Genomic DNA, 24824 nt, shown 5'->3' on the forward strand with positions numbered 1-24824 from the left:
TTGCGCACTTGAGGCGCCGGATTGATCGGATCATGATGAGGTAACGGAATCATCACTACCGGTGATCGACTCCGCACCGCACCGCACCACCGCCGCACCACCACACGCCGCGAGGGGACGATGAACCAGCACGGGACCACCACGCCACTGACCGTGCTGCTCGCCGACGCCCAGCCCGCCGTCCGCCAGGGCGTCCGCTCGATGGTCGAGGCGGGCGGCGGCGCGGCCGTGGTCGACGAGGCCGGCACCACCGGCGAAGTGCTCGCCGCCGCCTCCCGGCACCGCCCCGACGTCCTGGTCCTCGACCCGCAGATGGACGACGGCACCGGCATGCGGATGATCAGCCAGGTCCTGCGCCTCGCCCCCGGGACCGGCGTCCTGGTGTTCAGCCCGTACGACGACGACAAGGCCGTCGCCGCCGCCTTCCACGCCGGAGCCCGCGGCTACCTGGTCAAGCGCGCCACCGCCGACCAGATCGTCCGCGGCATCCACGCCGTCGGCGCCGGCGAGGCCATCCTCGACCGCACCATCGCGGCCCGGCTCGGCACCCTGATCGGCACCGGCCAGCGCCCGCGCAGCTACCCGTTCCCGCAGCTCAGCGACCGCGAGCGCCAGGTCCTCGAACACCTCGCCGCCGGCCGCTCCAACACCGTCATCGCGCGGGAACTCGCCCTCGCCTCCAAGACCGTCAGCAACCGGATCTCCAACATCCTCGGCAAGCTCGGCGTGGCCGACCGCGCCCAGGCCCTCGTCCTCGCCCGCGACGCCGGCCTCGGCCACGCCGCCGCCCGCTGACCCGCCGCACCCCCCAGAACGGAGCCCCGCCATGCCCGAAACCGGCCTGCCGCCCGGCCTGGTGATCCGCCGCCAGGAACCCGAAGGGCTCGAACGCGCCCACGGCCTCGACCTCAAGCTCCTGCACCCCTGGGACGGCCTGACCGCCCCCTTCCACGGCGCCTGGTGCGTCCTGCGCCCCGGCGACCTCACCGACACCCACCAGCACACCGAACGCGAACTCTTCATCTGCATCAGCGGCCGCGGCGAGGTCCGCACCCCGGACGGCCACCGCCACCCCGTCGCGGCCGGGGACCTCGTCCTGCTCCCGGCCGACTCCGACCACGCCGTCGCCAACCCGCACGACACCGACTTCGCCTACTACGCCATCTGGTGGCAGGCGTGAACCCCCGCCGCCCCGCCGAACCCCGCGAACCCGCCGAACCCCGCCACCCCGAGGCCCCCCGCCACCCCGAGGCCCCCCGTCACCCCGAGGCCCCCCGTCACCCCGAGGCCCCCCGTCACCCCGAGGCCCCCCGCCACCCCGCCGACCTCCACCGCCTCGACTACGAGGGCCGCCGCTTCCACGCCCCCGACGGCGACCACCGCACCGTCGCCGTCTACCACCAGCAGGGCGACCTGGTCTGGGGCGAGGTCGCCGGCGGCAGCATCCGGCGCGGCTGGACGGCCGGTACCCGCCAGCCCGACGGCACCCTCGCGATGGGCTACACCTTCGTCCTCACCGACGGCCAGGTCGTCTGCGGCCGCACCCGCAACACCCCCGCCCTCACCCCCGACGGCCGGATCCGCCTCCACGAGACCTGGGAGCGCTACGGCCCCCGGCCCGGCACCGGCACCTCCACCATCGAAGAGGTCGCCCCGTGACCCCCGTCGACTGGGCGCTGCTCGACAAGCACACCACCGGCCCCCTGCTGCGCCCCGGGAACGACGGCTTCCGCGCCTCCTCCGCCGCGTTCAACGAGCGCTGGGCGCACCGCGCGCCCGCCGCCGTGCTGCGCGCCGCCGACGCGGCCGACGTGCTGCGGGCCGTCGACTGGGCGCGCGACCACGGGGTGCCGATCGTGCCGCGCGGCGGAGGGCACTCGTACGCCGGGCACTCCGTCAACTCCGGTCTGGTGGTGGACCTGCGGGCGCTGGACGCGATCACCGTCGACCCCGGCACCGGGCGGGTCACGGTCGGCGGCGGCGTCCTGACCGGCGCGCTGTACGCGGCGCTGCGCCCGCACGGGCTGGCACTGCCGCTGGGCAACGGCGCGGGCGTCGGGATCGCCGGCCTGGCGCTCGGCGGCGGCTCGGCCGCGACCTCCCGCCGGTTCGGGCTGACGGCGGACACGCTGCGCGCCACCACCCTGGCCACCGCGGCCGGGGAGGTCCTGGAGTGCGACGCCGAGCGGAACGCGGACCTGTACTGGGCCTGCCGGGGCGGTGGCGGCGGCAACTTCGGGATCAACCTGGACCTGACCTTCCAGGCCGTCGAGGCCCCCGCCGCGGCCACCTGCGTGCTGCTCTGGGAGGCCGTCCACGCCCCCGGAGTCCTGGCCGCCGTCCAGCAGTTGATGCTCACCGCGCCCGAGGAGACCTCGCTCCGCCTGGGCGTCGCCCGCTCCGGCGGCCGCACCCTGGTCTCCACCGTCGGCCTGCACCTGGGCAGCGCCGCCGAGCTGCGCGAACTGCTCGCCCCGGCGTTCGCGGCCGCCCCGCCGCTGCGCGCGGAGATCGCCGACCGGGCGTTCTGGGACGCGATGGACCACCTGAAGCACGAGACCAGCGGCGGGGCGTTCGCCGTCCGCACCCACTTCGCCACCCGCCCGCTGCCGCCCGGGGCCCTGGACGCCGCCCTGGCGCACCTCGCGGCCGCGCCCCCCAGCGGCAACACCGACGGCTGCGGCCTGGCGCTGTTCGGCTGGGGCGGCGCGATCAACCGGGTCGACCCGGCGGCCACCGCGTTCGTGCACCGCGACGCCCGGTACCTGGTCAGCCTGGACACCTCCTGGCTGCCCGGCGAGGACCCGGCCCCGCACCTCGACCACCTCGCCGGCCTCGACCGCCTGATCGCCCCGCACGCGACCGGCGGCGCCTACCTGAACTTCACCGACCCGGACCTGCGGGACTGGCGCGACGCCTACTACGGTGCGAACTACCCGCGGCTGGTCGCCACCAAGCGCCGCCACGACCCGGACGGACTGTTCGCCTTCCCGCAGTCCGTCGGCAGCTGAACGACCCCGATCCCCCCGCGAGGAAACACGACCGACCGACCGTCGGTCGATCCTCCGTGCCCGGAAGGAGACACCACCGTGTCGCCGCGAACCGCCACCCCGCGCCACTACCTGATGTGCCGGCCCGCGCACTTCACCGTCGACTACTCCATCAACCCGTGGATGGACCCGGCGAAGCCCACCGACACCGGCACCGCCCTCGCCCAGTGGGACCAGCTGCACGCGCTGTTCCAACGCCTGGGCCACACCGTCGAGTTGATCGAGCCGCTGCCCGGCCTGCCGGACATGGTGTTCGCCGCCAACGGCGCCACCACGCTGGACGGCCGGGTGCTCGGGGCCCGCTTCCGGCACCCCGAGCGGGCCGCCGAGGGCCCCGCGTACGCCGACTGGTTCCGCCGGCGCGGCTGGGAGGTCAAGGACGCCGAGCACGTCAACGAGGGCGAGGGCGACCTGCTGGTGGCCGGCGAGCGGATCCTGGCCGGCACCGGCTTCCGCACCGAGGCGGCCGCGCACGCCGAGGCGGCGGAGTTCCTCGGCCGCGAGGTGGTCCCGCTGCGGCTGGTCGACCCGCGCTACTACCACCTGGACACCGCGCTCGCCGTGCTCAGCGACACCGAGATCATGTACCACCCGCCGGCCTTCGACGCCGCGTCCCGCGCGACCCTGGAGCGCCTCTACCCGGACGCGGTGCTGGCCGACGCCGACGACGCCCGGGTGTTCGGCCTGAACGCGGTCTCCGACGGCGCCCGCGTGGTCCTCCCGGAGGCCGCCGTCCGCCTCGCCGAGCGGCTGCGCGAACGCGGCTTCACCCCGATCGGCGTCGACCTGACCGAGCTGCTCCGGGCCGGCGGCGCCGTCAAGTGCTGCACCCTGGAACTGCGGCACTGATCCCCGCCCGCGACGCCGGAGGGCCCGCGACGCCGGAGGGCCCGGACCGCAGCAGCGGCCCGGGCCCTCCGTCAGCTCACGCTCACACCAGGTCGAAGCGGTCCAGCTCCATCACCTTGGTCCAGGCGGCGGCGAAGTCCTTGACGAACTTCTCCTTGGCGTCGGCCGAGGCGTACACCTCGGCCAGCGCCCGCAGCTCCGAGTTGGAGCCGAACACCAGGTCGGCCCGGGTGCCGGTCCACTTGACCGCACCGGAGGCGTCCCGGCCCTCGTAGACCGTGTTGTCGGAGGCGACCGGCGCCCAGGTGGTGCCCAGGTCCAGCAGGTTGGTGAAGAAGTCGTTGGACAGCGTGCCGGGGCGCTCGGTCAGCACGCCGTGCTGCGAGCCGCCGGTGTTCGCGCCCAGCACCCGCAGGCCGCCGACCAGCACGGTCAGCTCGGGGGCGGACAGGTTCAGCAGGTTGGCCTTGTCCACCAGCAGGTACTCGGCCGGGAGCCGGGTGCCCTTGCCCTGGTAGTTGCGGAACCCGTCGGCCTGCGGCTCCAGCGCCGAGAAGGACTCGACGTCGGTCTTCTCCTGGGTGGCGTCCACCCGGCCCGGGCGGAAGCCCACCTCGACCTCGACGCCGCCCTCCTTCGCGGCCCGCTCGACCGCCGCGGTGCCGCCGAGCACGATCAGGTCGGCCAGCGAGACCTGCTTGCCGCCCCGCGCGTTGAACTCCTGCTGCACGCCCTCCAGCACCCGCAGCACCTGCGCCAGCTGCTCCGGGTCGTTGGCCTCCCAGCCGCGCTGCGGCTCCAGCCGGATCCGGGCGCCGTTCGCGCCGCCGCGCTTGTCACTGCCGCGGAAGGACGCCGCCGAGGCCCACGCGGTGGACACCAGCTGGGCGGTGGTCAGACCGGAGTCCAGCAGCTTCGCCTTCAGCTCCGCCACGTCCGCCGCGTCGACCGGCTCGCCCTGGGCGGTCGGCAGCGGGTCCTGCCAGAGCAGCTCCTCGGACGGCACCTCGGGGCCGAGGTAGCGGACGACCGGGCCCATGTCGCGGTGGGTCAGCTTGAACCAGGCGCGGGCGAAGGCGTCCGCGAAGGCCGCCGGGTCGTTCAGGAAGCGGCGGGAGATCTGCTCGTACACCGGGTCGAAGCGCAGCGACAGGTCGGTGGTGAGCATCTGCGGGGCGTGCTTCTTCGCCGGGTCGAAGGCGTCCGGCACGGTGTCCGCGCCGGCGCCGTCCTTCGGCTTCCACTGGTGCGCCCCGGCGGGGGACTTGGTGAGCTCCCACTCGTAGCCGAACAGGATCTCGAAGAACGAGTTGTCCCAGGTGGTGGGGGTGTTGGTCCAGGTCACCTCCAGGCCGGAGGTGATCGCGTCGGCGCCCTTGCCGGAGCCGTACGCGCTCTTCCAGCCGAGGCCCTGCTCCTCCAGCGCCGCGCCCTCGGGGTCGGCGGCGACGTTGTCGGCCGGGCCGGCGCCGTGGGTCTTGCCGAAGGTGTGGCCGCCGGCGATCAGCGCGACGGTCTCCTCGTCGTTCATCGCCATCCGGCGGAAGGTCTCGCGGATGTCGCGGGCCGCCGCGACCGGGTCCGGGTTGCCGTTGGGGCCCTCCGGGTTGACGTAGATCAGGCCCATCTGGACGGCGCCCAGCGGCTCCTCCAGCTGGCGGTCGCCGGTGTAGCGCTCGTCGCCCAGCCAGGTGGTCTCCGGGCCCCAGTACACGTCCTCGTCGGCCTCCCAGACGTCCGCCCGGCCGCCGCCGAAGCCGAAGGTCTCGAAGCCCATCGACTCCAGCGCCACGTTGCCGGACAGGATCAGCAGGTCGGCCCAGGACAGCGCCTGGCCGTACTTCTGCTTCACCGGCCACAGCAGGCGGCGGGCCTTGTCCAGGTTGGCGTTGTCCGGCCAGGAGTTGAGCGGGGCGAAGCGCTGCTGCCCGGCGCCCGCGCCGCCGCGGCCGTCGGAGATCCGGTAGGTGCCGGCGCTGTGCCAGGCCATCCGGACGATCAGCGGGCCGTAGTGGCCGAAGTCGGCCGGCCACCAGTCCTGCGAGGTGGTGAGCACGGTCTCGATGTCGCGCTTGACGGCGGCCAGGTCGAGCGAGGCGAAGGCCGCCGGGTAGTCGAAGTCCGCGCCCAGCGGGTTCGCCACCGCCGGGTTCTTCGCCAGGATCTTCAGGTTCAGCCGGTTGGGCCACCACTGCCGGTTGCCGCCGCCCTGAGTGGGGTGCGCGGCCCGGCCGTGCGCGACCGGGCAGCCGCCCGCGCCCTCGGTCTTGGGGTCGGTGACGATGGCGTCGTCGTTCTCGGGCATGGGAGTCCCTCCGGGTCGGGCGGATAGCGCTCTGCGACGGGCGTCTGGCTCTTCTTCGGAGCCGATCCTAAGATAGACCGAGTCTAAGTCAAGAAGAGGGTCAAACGGGTGGTGGTCCCGCTCGAATCGGGCGTCCGACGACGTCCGCTGTACAGTTCGGGCGAATGTTGAGCTGATTGGGTGAACGAGATGAGTGATCTGCTGGAACGACTGCGGTCCCGCGGCTGGCGACTGACCTCCCAGCGGCGGGTGGTCGCCGAGGTGCTCGACGGCGACCACGTCCACCTGACCGCGGACGAGGTGCACGCCCGCGCGGCCGAGCGCCTCCCGGAGATCTCCCGGGCCACCGTCTACAACACCCTCGGCGAGCTGGTCACCCTCGGTGAGGTCCTGGAGGTCGCCACCGACGGCCGGGCCAAGCGCTACGACCCCAACGCCCACCAGCCGCACCAGCACCTGGTCTGCTCCGCCTGCGGCACCATCCGGGACGTCCACCCCACCGGCGACCCGCTCGCCGCCCTCCCCGCCGCCGAGCGCTTCGGCTTCAGCGTCGCCACCGCCGAGGTCACCTACCGCGGACTCTGCCCCGACTGCGCCTGACGCCCCGCCCCGGCCCCCGCGCCGTCCACCACGACGGGAGCCACCGGATCCGGAGCCGGTGCCGCGGCCGGTGCCGCGGCCGCCCCGCGCCGGGCCCCCGGCCCCGCCGCGCCCAGCACCGCGATCAGCACCCCCGCCGCCAGCAGCAGCCACCACACCCCGTGCGCCGCCGCCGTGAACCGCGCGCCGCCCGCCGCCACCCCGGGCGCCAGCAGGACGCCCGCCACCGCCACGCCCACCGCCGAACCCGTCTGCCGGGCCGTCGAGGCCAGCGCGGCGGCCGTCGAGGCCATCGACCCCGGCAGCCCCGACACCGCGGTGTTGGTGATCGGCGGGTTCACCGTGCCCTGGAACACCCCGACCAGCGCGAACACCGCCAGCAGCGCGGGCACCGGCGTCCCCGGGCCCACCGCCGGCAGCAGCGCGCCCGCCAGCGCCAGCGCCGTCCCCGACACCAGCAGCGGCCCGCGCGGCCCGTACCGGCCCACCACCCGCCCGGTCCGCGGCGACAGCAGCAGGATCAGCACCCCCGCCGGCACCAGGCACAGCCCCGCGTCCAGCGCGGACATCCCGCGCACCCCCTGCAGGTACAGCGTCGCCGCGAACAGGAACGCCGCGAACGCGCCCAGCGCCGCGAACGCCAGCACCAGCGCCGCCAGCACCGGCCCGCGCAGCAGCCGCACCTCCAGCAGCGGGTCCGCCCGCCGCGCCTCGTACCGCCCGAGCACCGGGACGGCCGCCGCCGCCAGCGCCAGCGGCCCCCACACCGACGGCGCCGACCAGCCCGAGCGCCCCGCCGAGATCAGCGCGAACACCGTCCCGCCCAGCACCAGCACCACCAGCAGCTGCCCCACCGGGTCGAACCGCCGGGCCCGCTCCGCCCGGGACTCCGGCACCCAGCGCAGCGCGCCCGCCACCCCCGCCGCCACCACCGGCAGGTTCACCCAGAACACCGCCCGCCAGCCCCAGCCGTCCACCAGCGCCCCGCCCAGCACCGGGCCCAGCGCCAGCGACAGTCCCGACACCGACCCGAACACCCCGATCGCCCGGGCCCGTTCGGCCGGCTCCGGGAACGTCGTCGCCACGATCCCCATCGCCACCGGGTTCAGCATCGTCCCGCCCACCGCCTGCACCGCCCGCGCGGCCACCAGCGCCCCGGTCCCCGGCGCCAGCGCGCACAGCGCCGACCCCAGCCCGAAGACCAGCAGCCCCAGCACGAACACCCGCCGCCGCCCCCACCGGTCCGCCGCCGCCCCCGCGGGCAGCAGGAACGCCGCCAGCACCAGCGTGTACGCGTCCACCGTCCACTGCAGCGCCGCCACCGACGCCCCCCAGTCCCGGTGGACCGCGGGCAGCGCCACGTTCACCACCGAGACGTCCAGCACCACCAGCGCCATGCTCAGGCAGCACACCGCGAGCACCAACCGCCTCCGCCGTCCGTCCAGTTCGGACACCGTCCCGCCTCCGTCCGCCGCCGCGGCGGGAGCCGGCCCCTCGCCGGCTCCGACCCGCCCGGTCGGCGGCACCGACGCTACGATTTCGAGCGTGCTCGAAATCAAGCCGGAGATTCCCGTCGAAGGACTGACCATCGCCGAGGCCGCCGAGCGGACGGGCGTCAGCGTCCACACCCTGCGCTACTACGAGCGGGCCGGCCTGGTCGTCACCGAGATCGACCGCACCCCCGGCGGCCGCCGCCGCTACCACCACCGCGACCTCAAGTGGATCGACATCTGCACCCGGCTGCGCGCCACCGGCATGCCGATCCGCACCCTGCGCCGCTACGCCGAACTCGTCGCCGCCGGCAACGGCAACGAGGCCGCGCGCCTCGCCCTCCTCGAAGCCCACCGCGCCGAGACCGCCGCGCGCCTCGCCGAACTCCAGGACCACCTCGCGCGCATCGACCACAAGGTCACCACCTACCGCTCCCGCCTGGCCGAGGGCAGCGCCGAGGGCCTCTGGGACCCGCGGCCCGGCCCCCGCCCCGACCTGCCCTGAACGGAGGAGCGGAGCGGGAAAAGCAGAAGGCCCCAGAGAATCTCTGGGGCCTTCAGTGGTGTCCGAGGGGGGACTTGAACCCCCACGCCCGATAAAGGGCACTAGCACCTCAAGCTAGCGCGTCTGCCATTCCGCCACCCGGACCGGGTGTTCACCTCGGGGCTTCCTTTCGGTCGCCCCCTGGCGACAGAGAGAACATTACCAGGCCCGGGGAGTGCTTCTCACCTGCGTTTTCGGGGGCGCGGGCGGCCGCCCGCCGAGGATGCGGGCAGACCCGGACAAGCCGGGCGGCGGGGTGGGGGAGTGGAGGACGATTGCGCTGGTGGCGGGCCCGGAGGCGATTTCGGACGGGCGTTCTGGCGGCAACAGTCGGTCCGGGGTGCGCCGCGACCGGCCAGGACGGCGCACAACACGCACCGAATCGGTCGGGAACCTTCACGACACGCGTAGTTCCAGTCCCGGTGCGGGTCGCCGGGTGGTGCTCTCCTAGCCTCTGTGGACCAGGGAGCCTTGAGCGGAACGCCCGATTCCCGACAGCCGTCGCCGGCCGGACCCCGGCGCGGGAGCCTCCCGTCACCGCGTGAAGGGCGGCGTGCAGTGGAACAGACGGAAAAGGCGGTCCCGGTCACCGCGACCTGGTGGCCCGGCCGCGAGCCCGGGCCGGGGCCGGAACCCGGGGTGTGGCGCTTCTCGGCGCTCTCCCACGAGGCGTCGGTGCCGCGCACCAGACACGCCGTGCGGGACCGGCTGCTGGCCCAGGGGATGGCGGGGGAGCGCTACCAGGAACTGGTGGACGACCTGCTGCTGATCGTCTCCGAGCTGGTGTCCAACGCCGTCACGCACGCGGCGGTGCTCTCGCCCGAGGTGGTCTGCGAACTCGTCATCGACCCCGACCGGGTGCGGGTCTCGGTGCTGGACGGCCACCCGTACCGCCCCAAGGCGCAGGAGAACGACCCGGCCCGCCCGGGCGGGCGCGGGCTGCTGCTGGTCAAGAGCGTCACCCTGCAGGCGGGCGGCGAGTGCGACGTGGAGCGCACCGAGGACGGCGGCAAGGTGATCTGGGCCAGCCTGCCGCTGCCCGGCCCCGGGGCCGCCGGGCCGGACGCGGAGGCCGACCCCGACGACGACCCCGACTACTGAGCCGGGCCGGGCCCCACCCCGCCGCGGCGGTCCCGGCCCGCGGGGCCCGGACCGGCGGCCCCGGCCCCGCGGACCCGCGGGTGCTACCAGTCGTGCCCGGCGATCTCCCGGATGCCCGGCAGCGCCGCCTCGAACACGGTCTCGAACCACACCGAGAACGGCTTCGCGGCCCGCAGTTCGCGCAGCTCGGCCGCGGTCACGAAGCGGGTGTCCTCGATCTCGTCCGGGTCCGGCTCCAGGTCGGCGGTGATCAGCCCGACGAAGAGGTGGTTCCACTCCCGCTCGATCAGCCCGGACGCCTCGTCCGGCAGGTCGTAGCGGACGTTGCCAGCCTCGCAGAGCAGGGCCGGGGCGGCGCCGAGCTCCTCGGAGGTGCGGCGGGCGGCGGCCAGGAACGGCTGCTCGCCGGGGTAGGGGTGCCCGCAGCAGGTGTTCGACCAGACGCCGGGGGAGTGGTACTTGCCGAGGGCCCGGCGCTGCAGCAGCATCCGGCCCTGGCGGTCGAACAGGAAGACCGAGAACGCCCGGTGCAGCCGGCCCGGCTGCTGGTGGGCCCAGAGCTTCTCGCCGGTCCCGATGGTCAGGCCGTCGTCGTCGACCAGTTCCAGCAGGATCTCGCCCGGTGCGGCCCCGGAGGGGGTGACGGTCTCCGGCGAGAGGGCCTCGGTCGGGCTGACAGCAGGGCTCATGGGCACAATGCCCCTTTCGGCACGTGGACCGGGGCCGCCGCCCGGCTGTGGTCCCCGGGCCGCCCGCCCCGTTCCTTGGGGTCGGCTGCGCGCGTCGGCCCGGACCGGCCGGTCCGCCGACGGCGTCGGGGCCCAAGTCTGCCGCATGGGCGGGCCCCGGCGGGGCCGCGACGCACTCCCCGGGGGAGGACGGCGACACCACCGGCAGAAGTGTTCGACCCGCGGTCGGCACCGGTCACCGGACGTTCACCGAACGCTCCGGAACGATCGGCGAACCGTGCGGGGGTGCGTTCTGGCTGGTCGACGGGGTCGCCTACCATCAGTGGCACCGGGCGGCCCGCAGCGGCCGTCCGCCCGGCGCGCCGCAGCCGCGGCCGCACCAGACCCGCACGGTACCTCCGACCCGGATCGGCGCCGCGCGACCCCCGATCCCCCCTTGGAGTCCCGCATGATCGGCCTCGTCCTGGCCGCCGGCGCCGGCCGCCGGCTCCGTCCGTACACCGACACCCTCCCCAAGGCGCTGGTGCCGGTCGACGGTGAGCGGACGGTGCTCGACCTGACCCTGGGGAACTTCGCCGAGGTCGGGCTGCGGGAGGCCGCGATCGTGGTCGGCTACCGCAAGGAGGCGGTGCACGAGCGCAAGCAGGAGCTGGAGCGGAAGTACGGCGTGAAGCTCACCCTGGTCGAGAACGACAAGGCCGAGGAGTGGAACAACGCCTACTCGCTGTGGTGCGCCCGCGAGCTGTTCGCCGAGGGCCTGCTGCTCGCCAACGGCGACACCGTGCACCCGGCCTCGGTGCAGCGCACCATGCTGGACGGCAACGACCGCCGGATCAAGGAGGGCCGCGCCCCCGGGATCCTGCTCGCGCTGGACACCGTGAAGAAGCTCGCCGACGAGGAGATGAAGGTCGTCGTCGACCCGGAGCTGGGGGTGCGCCGGATCACCAAGCTGATGGACCCGCTGGACGCCACCGGCGAGTACATCGGCGTCACCGTGATCAACCCCTCGGCGGCCGGCCCGCTGGCCGACGCGCTGAAGGCGGTCTACGAGCGCGACCCGCAGCTGTACTACGAGGACGGCTACCAGGAGATGGTCGACCGCGGCCTGACCGTCGACGTGCAGCCGATCGGCGAGGTCTCCTGGGTCGAGGTCGACAACCACGACGACCTCGCCAAGGCCCGGGAGATCGCGTGCCAGTACTGACCCGCCTGGTGCCCTCGCCGGTCTTCGTGGAGATCCGCGCGGGCGCCCTCGACTCGCTCGGCGGGATCCTGGCCGACCGGCGGCTGTCGTCCGGCGGCCGGATCGCGGTGGCGATCAGCGGCGGCTCCGGCGAACTGCTGCGCGAGCGCCTGGAGCCCGCGCTGCCCGGCGCCGACTGGTACCGGGTGGCCGACGGCACCCTGGACAGCGCGGTGCGGCTGACCGACGAGATCCGCCGCGGCCACTACGACGCCCTGGTCGGCCTCGGCGGCGGCAAGATCATCGACGTGGCGAAGTACGCCGCGGCGCGGGTCGGCCTGCCCGTGGTCGCGGTCGCCACCAACCTCGCCCACGACGGCCTCTGCTCCCCGGTCTCCACCCTCGACAACGACGCCGGCCGCGGCTCCTACGGGGTGCCCAGCCCGATCGGCATCGTGGTCGACCTGGACGTGATCGCCAAGGCCCCGAAGCGGTTCGTGGCGGCCGGGATCGGCGACGCGGTCTCCAACATCTCCGCCTGCGCGGACTGGGAGCTCTCGCACGCGGTGACCGGCGAACCGGTCGACGGACTGGCCGTCGCGATGGCCCGTTCGGCGGGCGAGAACCTGCTCCGGCACCCGGGCACCCTGGAGGACCCGGACCTGCTGACCACGCTGGCGGAAGCCCTGGTACTGTCCGGCATCGCGATGAACATCGCGGGCAGCACCCGGCCCAGCTCGGGCGCCTGCCACGAGATCTCGCACGCCCTGGTCGAACTGCACCCCAAACGGCCCGGCCAGCACGGTGAGCAGGTCGGCCTCGGCGCCGCCTTCGCCTGCCACCTGCGGGGCGAACGGGAACTGTCCGGGCTGATCGTGGAGCGCCTGCGCTTCCACGGCCTGCCGGTGACCGCCGATCAGCTCGGCTTCACCGACGCGGAGTTCACCGAAGCGGTGCACTACGCTCCGAACACCAGACCGGGGCGCTTCACCATCCTCGAACACCTCGACCTCTCCGCCACAGACATCAGGGACGCGTACGCCGACTATGTCCAAGCCGTCAACAGCTGAACGTCCGCCGGTCGACCTCACCCGGCGCCCGTCGATCGAGGAACTGCGGGCGGTGATCCATCCCGAGGGGATGCTGCAGCGCCGCAGCGCCGAGCACTGGGCCGGCCGCCTCTACATGCGGAAGATCTCGCTGCGGATCACCCGGGTCCTGTCGACCGTCACGGCGATCACGCCCAACGGCCTGACCTACCTGATGATGCTCACCGGCATCCTGGCCGGCCTCGCCCTGCTGGTGCCCGGCCTGACCGGCGCGGTGCTCGGCGCGGTGCTGATCCAGGTCTACCTGCTGCTGGACTGCGTGGACGGCGAGGTGGCCCGCTGGCGCCGGCAGACCTCGCTGACCGGCGTCTACCTGGACCGGGTCGGCCACTACATGTCCGAGGCCGCGCTGCTGACCGGCCTGGGCCTGCGCGCCGCCGACCTGTTCCACCGCGAGGGCGCGCACGCCGCCTGGCAGTGGGCCTTCCTGGGCACGCTGGCCGCGCTCGGCGCGATCCTGATCAAGTCCGAGACCGACCTGGTCGACGTGGCCCGCGCCCGCTCCGGGATGACCGCCGTCGAGGACAGCGCCTCGGTGCCGCGCTCGAACACGGTGGCCAAGGCCCGCCGGGCCGCCTCGCTGCTCAAGTTCCACCGCCTGGTCGGCGCGGTCGAGGCGTCGCTGTTCATCCTGGCCGCCGGCATCGCCGACGCGGTCCGCGGCGACCTGTTCTTCACCCGGCTCGCGGTCGTGGTGCTGGCCGCCATCGCGGTCCTGCAGACCGTCCTGCACCTGCTGTCCATCGTGCTGTCCAGCAGGCTGCGATGAGCGACGCCTTCCGCCTCGGCGCGGTCATCATCACCATGGGCAACCGGCCCGCCGAGCTGAACGCGCTGATCGAGTCGGTGCGCGCCCAGCAGGGCCCGCCGGTGGAGCTCGCGGTGGTCGGCAACGGCGCCCCGCTGCCTCCGCTGCCCGCGGGGGTGCGCACTGCCGAGCTGCCGGAGAACCTCGGCATCCCGGGCGGCCGCAACGTCGGCATCGAGCTGTTCGGCCCGGACGGCCGGGACGTCGACGCGGTGCTCTTCCTGGACGACGACGGCCTGCTGCCGAACACCGACTCGGCCGAGCTGCTGCGCGCGGCGTTCACCGCCGACCCGGCGCTGGGCATCGTCTCGTTCCGGATCGCCGACCCGGAGACCGGCACCACCCAGCGCCGGCACGTGCCCCGGCTGCGCGCCAGCGACCCGATGCACGGCTCCCGGGTCACCACCTTCCTGGGCGGCGCCAGCGCGGTGCGCAGCGCGGTGTTCCCGCAGGCCGGGCAGCTGCCGGCGGAGTTCTTCTACGCGCACGAGGAGACCGACCTGGCCTGGCGCGCGCTGGACGCCGGCTGGTCGATCGACTACCGCCCGGACGTGGTGCTCCACCACCCGGCGACCTCCCCGGCCCGGCACGCCGCCTACTTCCACAACGTGGCCCGCAACCGGGTCTGGCTGGCCCGGCGGAACCTTCCGGCCCTCCTGGTGCCTCTCTACCTGGGAACCTGGTTCCTGCTGACCGTGCTCCGGCGTCCCTCGAAGGAGGGGCTGCGGGCCTGGCTCGGCGGTTTCCGGGCAGGCTGGAAGGAGTCCTGCGGCCCGCGCCGGCCGATGAAGTGGTCCACCGTCTGGCGCTTGACCAGGCTCGGCAGACCGCCAATCATCTGATCGCGGCGGTTCGGCTCCCTCCCCCGGCCGATCACCAAGCAGACCAGAGCTCCCGTGGTACGCCCCGGTCCCCCGCCCCGTCCCCCCGGCGGGGGATTTCGACCCCCTGAAGGACGAATGTGTCGACACTGAGTGACCCGGTGAACCTCTCCGCACCAAGGGGTTCCGACGCGGGTCTGACCCCGAAGCAGTTGGCGGACAAGTACGGGTTGTCCGTCAGCGGCAAGCGCCCGAGCCTGCCGCAGTACGTCCGCCAGCTCTGGGCCCGGCGCAGCTTCATCAGTGCGTTCGCCACCGCCCGGCTGGTCGCGCAGTACACCACGGCGAAGCTCGGCCAGGTCTGGCAGGTGCTCACCCCGCTGCTGAACTGCGCGGTGTTCTACCTGGTCTTCGGTCTGATCATGAGCAACCGGGACACCGTCCCGAACTACATCGCCTGGCTGTGCATCGGCGTCTTCATCTTCCAGTTCTCGCAGAGCGCGATCCAGGCCGGCACCCGGTCGATCTCCGACAACCTGGGCCTGATCCGGGCGCTGCACTTCCCGCGCGCCAGCCTGCCGATCGCCTTCACCATCATCCAGCTCCAGCAGCTGCTGATCTCGATGGTGGTGCTGGTCGTCATCGTGCTGCTGAACGGCATCACCCCGGGCATGACCTGGCTGCTGATCATCCCGGCGCTGGTGTTCCAGTCGATGTTCAACACCGGCCTCGCCCTGGTGATGGCCCGGATCGGCTCCAAGACCTCCGACATCTCGCAGCTGATGCCGTTCCTGCTGCGCACCTGGATGTACGTCTCGGGCGTGATGTACAGCGTGTCGAGCTTCATCGAGAAGTGGCCGCCGATCTGGCAGACGGTCTACTCGTGGAACCCGGCCGTGGTCTACATGGACCTGATCCGCTACGCCTTCATGCCCGAGAGCTTCGACAAGAAGCTCTACCCGGGCGGCTGGGACGCCCACGGCAACGCGCTGCCGAAGGCGCTGATCCTCCCCGACCACATCTGGATCATGGCCGCCTCCTGGGGGGTCGTCGCCTTCGCCGTCGGCTTCGTGTTCTTCTGGAAGGCAGAGGAGGAGTACGGCCGTGGCTGACGCAGCTCTCGACACCGTCAAGGAGACCACCGTGGTGGACAACCAGGCCCAGGTCCCCACCGTGGTGGTGGACGATGTGCACATCGTCTACAAGGTGCACGGCGCCGGTTCCGGCAAGGGCAGCGCCACCTCGGCGCTGAGCCGGATCATCACCCGGAAGAAGTCGCCCACGATCCGCGAGGTGCACGCGGTGCGCGGCATCAGCTTCACCGCGTACAAGGGCGAGGCGATCGGCCTGATCGGCTCGAACGGCTCCGGCAAGTCGACCATGCTGGCGGCCATCGCCGGCCTGCTGCCGACCGAGCGCGGCGGCATCTACACCCAGGGGCAGCCCTCGCTGCTGGGCGTCAACGCGGCGCTGATGAACGACCTGACCGGCGAGCGCAACGTGGTGCTCGGCTGCCTGGCGATGGGCATGTCCCCGTCCGAGGTGCGCAAGCGCTACCAGGGCATCGTCGACTTCTCGGGCATCAACGAGAAGGGCGACTTCATCTCGCTGCCGATGCGCACGTACTCCTCCGGCATGGGCGCCCGCCTGCGGTTCTCCATCGCGGCGGCGAAGACCCACGACGTGCTGCTGATCGACGAGGCCCTCGCCACCGGCGACCAGGGCTTCCAGCAGCGCTCCAAGGCCCGGATCAACGAGCTGCGCAAGGAGGCCGGTACGGTCTTCCTGGTCAGCCACGACAACAACGCGATCCGCGAGACCTGCGAGCGGACGATCTGGATCGAGCACGGCGAGCTGATCATGGACGGGCACACCGACGAGGTGGTCCGCCGCTACGAGAAGGGCGACCGCCCCTGAACGGGGGCGGGTCGCGGGGCGCAGGGCCGGTGCGCGGGGAGCGGATCCCCGGGCACCGGCCCTGCGCCGTGCGGCGGGTGAAGGGGCGACGGCGGATGCGTGTCCGTGGCGCGGTGGCGGTGCGGCCCGGTGTAGAACGGGGGAGTGACGGCAGTGTCGGATTCAACTAAGTCAGATAACCAGACAGCGGCGGTGACGCTGGACAAGGCCGACCTGGAGAACTTCCCGGTCGCCCCCGGCTTCCTGCCCGCCGCCTGGCGCGGCGACCTGATGGCGGTCTACGGCTTCGCCCGCCTGGTCGACGACGCCGGCGACGGCGACCTCGCCGACCCGGCCGCCGTCGCCCGGCTGCTGGACGTCCCGGGCGGGCCCGGCGACGAGGGCTTCCGGCTCGCCCTGCTGGACGGCCTGGAGCGCGACCTCGACCGGGTCTTCGCCACCGCCCTCGGCGACGACCCGGCCCCGCACGGCACCGTCCTGGGCACCGACCCCGGCGAGCCCCGGCACCCGCTGCTGCGCCGGCTGGTCCCGCTGGTCGAACGGCACGCCGTCACCCCCGAGCCGTTCCGCCGGCTGATCGAGGCCAACCGGGTGGACCAGACCACCGCCCGCTACGCCACCTACGCGGACCTGCGCCACTACTGCACCCTGTCCGCCGACCCGGTCGGCCGCCTGGTGCTCGCCCTGGCCGGCCGCGCCACCCCGGAGCGGATCGAGCTGTCCGACGCGATCTGCACCGCGCTGCAGATCGTCGAGCACCTCCAGGACGTCGCCGAGGACCTCGAACGCGGCCGGATCTACCTCCCGCAGGAGGACCTCGCGGCCTTCGGCGTCACCGAGGACGACCTCGCCGCCGACACCGCGAGCCGCGGCGTGCGCCAGCTGATCGCCTGGGAGGCGAGCCGGGCCCGGACCCTGCTCGACCGCGGCGCGCCGCTGGTGGGTACGGTTCACGGGAGGCTCCGACTGCTGCTGGCGGGATTCACCGCCGGCGGGTACGCGGCCCTGGACGCCGTCGAGGCGGTCAGGTTCGACGTGCTCGCGCACCGGGCGAAGCCCGACAAGCGCCGCCTGGCCGGCCGGGCGGCGGCACTCTTCGCGAAGGGAAGGTGAGCGCCCGCGTGGGGGCATCACCACTGGCGTCCGCGCCGGTCATGGCGGCCTACCGGTACTGCGAGGCGGTCACCGCCCTGCAGGCCCGCAACTTCAGCTACGGCATCCGGCTGCTGCCCGAGGCCAAGCGGCTGGCGATGTCGGCGCTGTACGCGCTGGCCCGCCGGGTCGACGACATCGGCGACGGCGACCTGCCCGCCGAGCAGAAGGCCGAGGCGCTGGCCCGCACCCGCGTCCTGCTGGACGAGGTCCGGGCGGGCGCGGTCGGCGAGGACGACACCGACCCGATCAAGGTCGCCCTGGCGGACGCGGCCCGCCGCTTCCCGATCCCGCTGGGCGGCTTCGACGAACTGGTCGACGGCGTCGAGATGGACCTCAAGGGCGTCGAGTACGCCACCTTCGAGGAGCTCAAGGTCTACTGCCGCTGCGTGGCCGGCTCGGTCGGCCGGCTCTCGCTGGGCGTCTACGGCTGCGAGGACTGGGAGCGCGGCGCCGAGTACGCCGACACCCTGGGCCTGGCCCTGCAGCTCACCAACATCCTGCGCGACCTGCGCGAGGACGCCCTGAACGGCCGCACCTACCTGCCCACCGAGGACCTGGTCCGGTTCGGCTGCCAGCAGGGCTTCGCCCTGCCCGCCCTCCCGGTCGGCGCCGACTTCACCGGTCTGGTCGCCTTCGAGGCCGAACGCGCCCAGCGCGCCTTCGAGGAGGGCCTGCGGCTGCTGCCGATGCTCGACCGCCGCAGCCGCGCCGCCACCGCCGCGATGGCCGGGATCTACCACCGCCTGCTCGGCCGGATCTCCGCCGACCCGCGCGCGGTGCTCCGCGGCCGGGTCTCCCTGCCGGGCTGGGAGAAGGCGTACGTGGCACTGTCCGGGCTCGCCGGAGGGCGTTCTTGATTCTCGCGCCAGTTCTGTCACGCTGTGTCAACAGGGAATCACGACGCATGCGCACGTTGTTGTGCCCACCGTCCACCGCCGTCCGGGAGGACCGATGAGCACGCCGAAAGCGCAGCGCGAGCGGACCGCGGTGGTGGTCGGCGGCGGCCTGGCCGGCATCACCGCCGCCCTCCGCCTCGCCGACGCGGGCGTGCGCACCACCCTGCTGGAGGCCCGCCCCCGGCTCGGCGGCCTGGCCTTCTCCTTCAAGCGCGGCGAACTGACCGTCGACAACGGCCAGCACGTCTACCTGCGCTGCTGCACCGCCTACCGCGGCCTGGTCGACCGGCTCGGCGCGAACGGCCTGGTCGACCTCCAGCCCCGGCTGGACGTGCCGGTGCTCTCGGTCGCCCCCGACGGCACCCGCACCCTCGGCCGGCTGCGCCGCGCCGAACTGCCCGTCCCGTTGCACCTGGCCGGCAGCCTCGCCACCTACCGGCACCTGAGCCCGGCCGACCGGCTGCGGGTGGTGCGCGGCGCGCTCGCCCTGCAGAAGCTCGACCTCGCCGACCCGGCGCTGGACGACCTCTCCTTCGGCGACTGGCTGCGCCGGCACGGCCAGACCCCGGCCACCGTGGCCGCCGTCTGGGACCTGGTCGGCGTGGCCACCCTGAACGCCACCGCCGACCGCACCTCGATGGCGCTGGCCGCGATGGTCTTCAAGACCGGCCTGCTCTCCGAGCCGGGCGCCGCCGACATCGGCGCGGCGAACGTCCCGCTCGGCGAGATCCACCACGACCGGGCGGTGGCCGAGCTGGAGCGGGCCGGCGTCCGGGTCCGGCTGCGCAGCCGGGTCGCCGAGCTGAAGGCCGCCGAGCAGAACGCCGTCCGGCTGGAGGGCGGCGAACTGCTCACCGCCGACACCGTGGTGCTGGCCGGCGCCCAGGACGCCGCGGCCGCCCTGCTGCCGGACGGCGCGATCCCGGCCCGGTACCGGCTGGCCGAGCTCGGCACCGCCCCGATCCTCAACGTGCACGCGGTCTACGACCGGCGGCTGATCCGCCGTCCGTTCTTCGCGGCGCTCGGCTCCCCGGTGCAGTTCGTCTTCGACCGCACCCGGCACTCCGGGCTGGCCGTCCCCGGCGCCCAGTACCTGGCCGTCTCGCAGTCCGCCGTCGAGGACGAGATCGACCTGCCGGTCGCCGAGCTGCGCGCCCGCTACCTGCCGGAGCTGGAGCGGCTGCTGCCCGCCGCCCGCGGGGCCCGGGTGCTGGACTTCTTCGTCACCCGGGAGCGCACCGCGACCTTCGACCCGGCGCCCGGCACCGCCGCCCTGCGCCCCGGCGCGCGCACCGCGGTGCCCGGCGTCCTGCTCGCAGGGTCCTGGACGGCCACGGGTTGGCCAGCGACCATGGAGGGTGCGGTGCGCAGCGGCCACGCTGCGGCCGACGCCGCCCTGGCCGGCCACGGCCGGCTCCCGGTCGACCGGGGAGACGGGCGGTGGCCACGATGACGCCGAGCCCCCGCCCCCCGACCACTGACACCGCACCCGTCCGACCGCCCGCCGCGGCCGGCCGGACGTACCGAGAGGGAACGCACGTGGAGGCACGCACCGGCTCGACGGTCGAGGACACCCCGACCGTCCTCGACCTGCTGGCGCGCGGACGCACGCTCTGCACGCCGCCGATGCGCGCGGCCGTCGCCCGTTTGGCGGCACCGATGGACACCGTCGCCGCCTACCACTTCGGCTGGATCGACCGGGACGGCAAGCCCGCCGCGGGCGACGGCGGCAAGGCCGTGCGCCCGGCGCTGGCCCTGCTGTCGGCCGAGGCGGTGGGCGCGAACGCGCAGGTGGGCGTACCCGGCGGCGTGTCGGTCGAGCTGGTGCACAACTTCTCGCTCCTCCATGATGACCTGATGGACGGTGACGAGACGCGCAGGCACCGGGCCACCGCCTGGACGGTGTTCGGCCCGGCGCAGGCCGTGCTGGTCGGCGACGCGCTGGCCACCCTCGGCACCGAGGTCCTGCTGGACGCCGCGGTGACCGGCGGGGCCGACCCGGCCGACGCCGCCCGCGCCGTCCGGCTGATCACCACCGCCACCCGGCGGCTGATCGACGGGCAGGCGCTGGACGTCTCGTTCGAGCAGCGCGACGCGGTGACGGTCGAGGAGTGCCTGGCCATGGAGGGCGGCAAGACCGGCGCCCTGCTGGCGGCCTCGGCGGCGATCGGCGCGGTGCTGGCCGGCGCCGACGACCGGGTGTCCGACGCGCTCCAGCGGTACGGCTACCACCTCGGGCTCGCGTTCCAGGCGGTGGACGACCTGCTGGGCATCTGGGGCGCCACCGAGGTGACCGGGAAGCCGCACTGGAGCGACCTCCGGTCGCGGAAGAAGTCGCTGCCGGTGTGCGCCGCGCTGGCCGAGGGGGGCGCCGCCTCCCGCGAGCTGGCCGCACAGCTGGCCGACCCGACCGGCCGCGGCGAGGAGAGCGAGCAGCTGCTCGCCGACCGCGCCGCGCTGATCGAGCGGGCCGGCGGCCGGGCCTGGACGCAGGAAGAGGCCCGCCGCCAGTACGACACCGCCCTCGCCGCCCTCGGCGAGGTGCCCATGGCCGACGAGGTGCGCGAGCACTTCGTCGCACTCGCCGAATTCGTGGTGGTCAGAGAGAGGTGACGTAAGAGTGACAGCAACCGCGGGTGGAAGGCTCGGACCCCAAACCTCAGTTGCAGTAACACGATCTGACGATTCCTCACCAGCGGCGGCGCTCAGCCGCGCCACCGCACACCTGCTGTCACTCCAGCACGCCGACGGCTGGTGGAAGGGCGACCTGGAGACCAACGTCACCATGGACGCCGAAGACCTGCTGCTCAGGGAGTTCCTGGGCATCCGCACCGAGGAGCAGACCCGGGCCACCGCGGCCTGGATCCGTTCCCGGCAGCGGGAGGACGGCACCTGGGCCACCTTCCACGGCGGCCCGCCCGAGCTCTCCACCACCGTCGAGGCGTACGTGGCCCTCCGGCTCGCCGGGGACGCCGCGGACGCCCCGCACATGCGGGCCGCCGCCGCCTTCGTCCGCGAGCGCGGCGGCATCGCCGCCAGCCGGGTGTTCACCCGGATCTGGCTCGCGCTGTTCGGCTGGTGGCCCTGGGAGAAGCTCCCCGAACTGCCCCCCGAGGTGCTGTTCCTGCCCAGTTGGGCCCCGCTGAACATCTACTCCTTCGGCCAGTGGGCCCGGCAGACCATCGTCCCGCTCACCGTGGTCTCCGCGCACCGCCCGGTCCGCCCCGCCCCGTTCGGCCTCACCGAACTGCACACCGACCCGGCCGACCCGTACCCCGTCCGGCCGCTCGCCCCCGCGCACAGCTGGGACGGCCTCTTCCAGCGGCTCGACCAGCTGATGCACCGCTACCGCCGGCACGCCATCAAACCGCTGCGCCGCCTGGCCCTGCGGCAGGCCACCGCCTGGATCATCGAGCGCCAGGAGGCCGACGGCTGCTGGGGCGGCATCCAGCCGCCCGCCGTCTACTCGCTGATCGCGCTGCGGCTGATGGGCTACCGGCTCGACCACCCGGTGATGCGGGCCGGCCTCGCTGCCTTCGACTCCTTCACCGTGCACACCGAGGACGGCAAGCGCTGGATGGAGGCGTGCCAGTCCCCGGTCTGGGACACCTGCCTGGCCGCCATCGCGCTGCGCGACGCCGGACTGCCCGGCGACCACCCCGCCCTGGTCCGGGCCGGCGGTTGGATGCTCGGCGAGGAGGTCACCACCCGCGGCGACTGGGCCGTCAAGCGCCCCCGGCTGGCCCCCGGCGGCTGGGCCTTCGAGTTCCAGAACGACACCTACCCGGACGTGGACGACACCGCCGAGGTGGTCCTCGCGCTGCGCCGGATCGACCACCCCGACACCGCCCGGCTGGCCGGTGCCGTCGAGCGGGCCGTCGACTGGAACCTCGGCATGCAGTCCAAGGACGGCGCCTGGGGCGCCTTCGACGCCGACAACACCAGCAAGCTCCCCAACAAGCTCCCGTTCTGCGACTTCGGCGAGGTCATCGACCCGCCCTCGGCGGACGTCACCGCGCACGTGGTGGAGATGCTCGCCGAGACCGGCCGCGCCCGGGACCCGCGCACCCGGCGCGGCGTCGCCTGGCTGCTGCGCCACCAGGAGGCCGACGGCTCCTGGTTCGGCCGCTGGGGCACCAACTACATCTACGGCACCGGCTCGGTGGTGCCCGCCCTGATCGCCGCCGGGATCACCCCCGGCCACCCCGCGGTCCGGCGCGCCGTCGCCTGGCTGGCCGACCGGCAGAACCCGGACGGCGGCTGGGGCGAGGACATGCGCTCCTACGAGGACCCGGCCACCTGGGCCGGCCGCGGCGAGTCCACCGCCTCGCAGACCGCCTGGGCGCTGATGGCGCTGCTCGCCGCCGGCGAGCGCGGGTCCGAGGCGGTCGAGCGCGGCGTCGGCTGGCTCACCGGCACCCAGCGCGAGGACGGCACGTGGGACGAACCGCAGTTCACCGGCACCGGCTTCCCCTGGGACTTCTCCATCAACTACCACCTGTACCGCCTGGTCTTCCCGGTCACCGCGCTCGGCCGCTACGTGCACGACGCCCCGCTCGGCCGGGGCGGTGAGCGATGACGGATCCGCTACTGGTGCTGTGCGCGCTCGGGCCGGAGGCCTGGGCGCTGCGCGGCGGCGACTGGTCCGGCGCGGCCGGCGGCCCGGCGGTGCTGGCCCGCACCGGGATGGGCCGCCGGGCCGCCGGCCGCAAGGCCGCCGCGCTGCTCGACGCGGGCGGCTACGGCGCGCTGCTGGTGGCCGGGTTCGGCGCCGCGCTCGGGCCCGGGGTGCGCCCCGGCGAGGTGATCGTCGCCGACCGGGTCACCGACGCCGAGGGCGGCGACCACCCGCTGGCCTCCGCGGCCGCGCTGGCCACCGCGCTGGAGGAGGCGGGCCTGCGGGTCCACCTCGGCACCCACCGCACCGCCGACCGGGTGGTGCGCGGCGCCGAGCGGGCCCGGCTGCACGCGGAGGGCGCGCTCGCCGTGGACATGGAGGCCGCCGCCGTGCTGGCCGCCCGCGCCCGGCACGCCCCCGACCTGCCCGCGGCCGTGCTGCGGGTGGTCGTCGACACCCCCGAACGGGAACTGGTCCGCCCCGGCACCCTGCCGGCCGGGGTGCGCGCCTGGCGGGCCCTGCGCTCCGCCGTCCCGGCCCTCACCGCGTGGCACCGGCAGGCCGTCGCCACACCCGCCCAGCTGACGAACCCACAGCCCTCGACGCTCCCCCAGGAGGCGAGCTAAGCAATGGCCATGCCGCTGCGTCAGACCGTCCGCGTGTCCACCTACCTCATGCAGCAGAAGATCAGGGGACGGAAGAAGTTCCCGCTCATCGTCGAGCTGGAGCCGCTGTTCGCCTGCAACCTCAAGTGCGAGGGCTGCGGGAAGATCCAGCACCCGGCGGGCGTCCTCAAGCAGCGGATGCCGGTCGCCCAGGCGGTCGGCGCGGTCCTGGAGTGCGGCGCCCCGATGGTCTCCATCGCGGGCGGCGAGCCGCTGATGCACCCGCAGATCGACGAGATCGTCCGCCAGCTGGTGGAGCGCCGCAAGTACGTCTTCCTGTGCACCAACGCCCTGCTGCTGCGCAAGAAGCTCGACAAGTTCACCCCTTCGCCGTACTTCACCTTCGCGGTCCACATCGACGGGCTGGAGGAGCGGCACGACGCCTCGGTGGCCAAGGAGGGGACGTTCGCGGAGGCCGTCGAGGCGATCAAGGAGGCCAAGCGGCGGGGCTTCCGGGTCACCACCAACTCGACTTTCTTCAACACCGACACCGCGCAGACCGTGGTCGAGGTGCTGGACTTCCTCAACGACGACCTCAAGGTCGACGAGATGATGATCTCCCCGGCCTACGCGTACGAGAAGGCCCCCGACCAGGAGCACTTCCTCGGGGTCGAGCAGACCCGCGAGCTGTTCCGCAAGGCGTTCTCCGGCGGCAACCGGCGGCGCTGGCGGCTCAACCACAGCCCGCTGTTCCTGGACTTCCTGGAGGGCAAGGTCGACTTCGAGTGCACCGCCTGGGGCATCCCGAACTACTCGCTGTTCGGCTGGCAGCGCCCCTGCTACCTGATGTCGGACGGCTACGTCCCCACCTACCGCGAGCTGATCGAGAAGACCGACTGGGACAAGTACGGCCGCGGCCGTGACCCGCGCTGCGACAACTGCATGGCCCATTGCGGGTACGAACCGACCGCCGTGCTCGCCACCATGGGCTCGCTCAAGGAGTCGATCCGGGCCGCCCGGGAGACCCTCGCCTCGCCCAAGGCGGTCTGACCGGGACCCCGGCACGGCCGCCCGTACCCCATAC

24 protein-coding genes and 1 tRNA gene are annotated in these 24824 nt (G+C 73.9%); 21 read left to right on the top strand and 4 right to left on the bottom strand.

Annotated elements, in window-relative coordinates:
- The first annotated feature begins 120 nt into the window (after positions 1-120).
- The 5 genes from ACWEO5_RS11315 (at position 121) to ddaH (ending at position 3899) form a co-directional block, all read left to right on the top strand.
- Positions 121-795, top strand: a complete 675-nt coding sequence (locus ACWEO5_RS11315; protein WP_452162176.1) for a response regulator — start codon at positions 121-123, stop codon at positions 793-795.
- 31 nt (positions 796-826) lie between these two features.
- Positions 827-1180 (top strand): cupin domain-containing protein, encoded by a 354-nt coding sequence (locus ACWEO5_RS11320; protein WP_344550650.1) that lies wholly within the window; start codon positions 827-829, stop codon positions 1178-1180.
- Positions 1177-1659 (top strand): hypothetical protein, encoded by a 483-nt coding sequence (locus ACWEO5_RS11325; protein WP_452162177.1) that lies wholly within the window; start codon positions 1177-1179, stop codon positions 1657-1659. Before ACWEO5_RS11320 ends, ACWEO5_RS11325 begins: the two co-directional genes overlap by 4 nt.
- Positions 1656-3011: an FAD-binding oxidoreductase gene (locus tag ACWEO5_RS11330; RefSeq protein ID WP_452162178.1), complete on the top strand. Its 1356-nt coding sequence runs from the start codon at positions 1656-1658 to the stop codon at positions 3009-3011. Before ACWEO5_RS11325 ends, ACWEO5_RS11330 begins: the two co-directional genes overlap by 4 nt.
- 78 nt (positions 3012-3089) lie before the next feature.
- Positions 3090-3899 (top strand): dimethylargininase, encoded by an 810-nt coding sequence (gene ddaH, locus ACWEO5_RS11335; protein WP_452162179.1) that lies wholly within the window; start codon positions 3090-3092, stop codon positions 3897-3899.
- 82 nt (positions 3900-3981) lie between these two features.
- Here ddaH and katG read toward each other — a convergent pair whose 3' ends face one another.
- A complete protein-coding gene (gene katG / locus ACWEO5_RS11340; protein ID WP_452162180.1) occupies positions 3982-6204 on the bottom strand; it encodes a catalase/peroxidase HPI in 2223 nt (740 codons plus the stop codon).
- A gap of 189 nt (positions 6205-6393) precedes the next feature.
- On the opposite strand from katG, the gene ACWEO5_RS11345 reads away from it, so the two are divergent.
- Positions 6394-6804, top strand: coding sequence for a Fur family transcriptional regulator (locus ACWEO5_RS11345; protein WP_344550645.1), 411 nt, complete (start codon positions 6394-6396; stop codon positions 6802-6804).
- Here ACWEO5_RS11345 and ACWEO5_RS11350 read toward each other — a convergent pair.
- Positions 6774-8258, bottom strand: coding sequence for an MFS transporter (locus tag ACWEO5_RS11350; RefSeq protein ID WP_452162181.1), 1485 nt, complete (start codon positions 8256-8258; stop codon positions 6774-6776). The two genes, ACWEO5_RS11345 and ACWEO5_RS11350, sit on opposite strands and share 31 nt — an antisense overlap.
- Positions 8259-8349: 91 nt before the next feature.
- Here ACWEO5_RS11350 and ACWEO5_RS11355 point away from each other — a divergent pair, with 91 nt between their 5' ends.
- Entirely contained in the window at positions 8350-8799 is a 450-nt protein-coding gene (locus ACWEO5_RS11355) for a MerR family transcriptional regulator (protein WP_452162182.1), read from the top strand.
- A 56-nt stretch (positions 8800-8855) separates the two neighbouring features.
- Here the strand turns inward: ACWEO5_RS11355 and ACWEO5_RS11360 are convergent.
- Positions 8856-8943, bottom strand: a tRNA-Leu gene (locus ACWEO5_RS11360).
- A gap of 453 nt (positions 8944-9396) precedes the next feature.
- Here ACWEO5_RS11360 and ACWEO5_RS11365 point away from each other — a divergent pair.
- Entirely contained in the window at positions 9397-9939 is a 543-nt protein-coding gene (locus ACWEO5_RS11365; protein ID WP_452162183.1) for an ATP-binding protein, read from the top strand.
- A gap of 83 nt (positions 9940-10022) precedes the next feature.
- Here the strand turns inward: ACWEO5_RS11365 and idi are convergent, their stop codons facing one another.
- Positions 10023-10634 (bottom strand): isopentenyl-diphosphate Delta-isomerase, encoded by a 612-nt coding sequence (gene idi / locus ACWEO5_RS11370; protein WP_344550639.1) that lies wholly within the window; start codon positions 10632-10634, stop codon positions 10023-10025.
- A gap of 442 nt (positions 10635-11076) precedes the next feature.
- Here idi and ACWEO5_RS11375 point away from each other — a divergent pair, with 442 nt between their 5' ends.
- From ACWEO5_RS11375 to hpnH, 13 genes are all read left to right on the top strand, one after another.
- Entirely contained in the window at positions 11077-11832 is a 756-nt protein-coding gene (locus ACWEO5_RS11375) for a phosphocholine cytidylyltransferase family protein (protein ID WP_344550638.1), read from the top strand.
- Positions 11820-12881 carry an iron-containing alcohol dehydrogenase family protein gene (locus ACWEO5_RS11380; RefSeq protein ID WP_344550637.1) on the top strand — a complete coding sequence of 354 codons (1062 nt, stop codon included), beginning with the start codon at positions 11820-11822 and terminating at the stop codon, positions 12879-12881. The genes ACWEO5_RS11375 and ACWEO5_RS11380 overlap by 13 nt, the downstream gene beginning before the upstream one ends.
- A 70-nt stretch (positions 12882-12951) precedes the next feature.
- The gene (locus ACWEO5_RS11385; protein WP_452162198.1) at positions 12952-13689 is read left to right on the top strand and encodes a CDP-alcohol phosphatidyltransferase family protein; all 738 of its coding nucleotides are present in this window, start codon (positions 12952-12954) and stop codon (positions 13687-13689) included.
- Positions 13686-14570, top strand: a complete 885-nt coding sequence (locus ACWEO5_RS11390; protein ID WP_452162184.1) for a glycosyltransferase family 2 protein — start codon at positions 13686-13688, stop codon at positions 14568-14570. The genes ACWEO5_RS11385 and ACWEO5_RS11390 overlap by 4 nt, the downstream gene beginning before the upstream one ends.
- A gap of 119 nt (positions 14571-14689) precedes the next feature.
- On the top strand, positions 14690-15661 hold the full coding sequence (locus ACWEO5_RS11395) for an ABC transporter permease (protein ID WP_344550635.1): 972 nt from the start codon (positions 14690-14692) through the stop codon (positions 15659-15661).
- Positions 15654-16466, top strand: a complete 813-nt coding sequence (locus ACWEO5_RS11400; protein WP_452162185.1) for an ABC transporter ATP-binding protein — start codon at positions 15654-15656, stop codon at positions 16464-16466. Before ACWEO5_RS11395 ends, ACWEO5_RS11400 begins: the two co-directional genes overlap by 8 nt.
- 192 nt (positions 16467-16658) lie before the next feature.
- The gene (hpnC, locus tag ACWEO5_RS11405; RefSeq protein WP_452162186.1) at positions 16659-17579 is read left to right on the top strand and encodes a squalene synthase HpnC; all 921 of its coding nucleotides are present in this window, start codon (positions 16659-16661) and stop codon (positions 17577-17579) included.
- Between the two features lie 41 nt (positions 17580-17620).
- Positions 17621-18478: a presqualene diphosphate synthase HpnD gene (gene hpnD, locus ACWEO5_RS11410; RefSeq protein WP_344550752.1), complete on the top strand. Its 858-nt coding sequence runs from the start codon at positions 17621-17623 to the stop codon at positions 18476-18478.
- A 94-nt stretch (positions 18479-18572) separates the two neighbouring features.
- Positions 18573-19970, top strand: a complete 1398-nt coding sequence (gene hpnE, locus ACWEO5_RS11415) for a hydroxysqualene dehydroxylase HpnE (protein WP_452162187.1) — start codon at positions 18573-18575, stop codon at positions 19968-19970.
- Between the two features lie 86 nt (positions 19971-20056).
- Positions 20057-21130, top strand: coding sequence for a polyprenyl synthetase family protein (locus ACWEO5_RS11420; protein WP_452162188.1), 1074 nt, complete (start codon positions 20057-20059; stop codon positions 21128-21130).
- Positions 21131-21137: 7 nt separating this feature from the next.
- Positions 21138-23096, top strand: coding sequence for a squalene--hopene cyclase (gene shc / locus ACWEO5_RS11425; RefSeq protein ID WP_452162189.1), 1959 nt, complete (start codon positions 21138-21140; stop codon positions 23094-23096).
- Positions 23093-23761, top strand: a complete 669-nt coding sequence (locus ACWEO5_RS11430) for a phosphorylase family protein (protein WP_452162190.1) — start codon at positions 23093-23095, stop codon at positions 23759-23761. The genes shc and ACWEO5_RS11430 overlap by 4 nt, the downstream gene beginning before the upstream one ends.
- Positions 23762-23764: 3 nt before the next feature.
- A complete protein-coding gene (gene hpnH, locus ACWEO5_RS11435) occupies positions 23765-24790 on the top strand; it encodes an adenosyl-hopene transferase HpnH (protein WP_452162191.1) in 1026 nt (341 codons plus the stop codon).
- Positions 24791-24824 lie beyond the last annotated feature (34 nt).

This window comes from Kitasatospora sp. NPDC004272 (assembly GCF_053603035.1).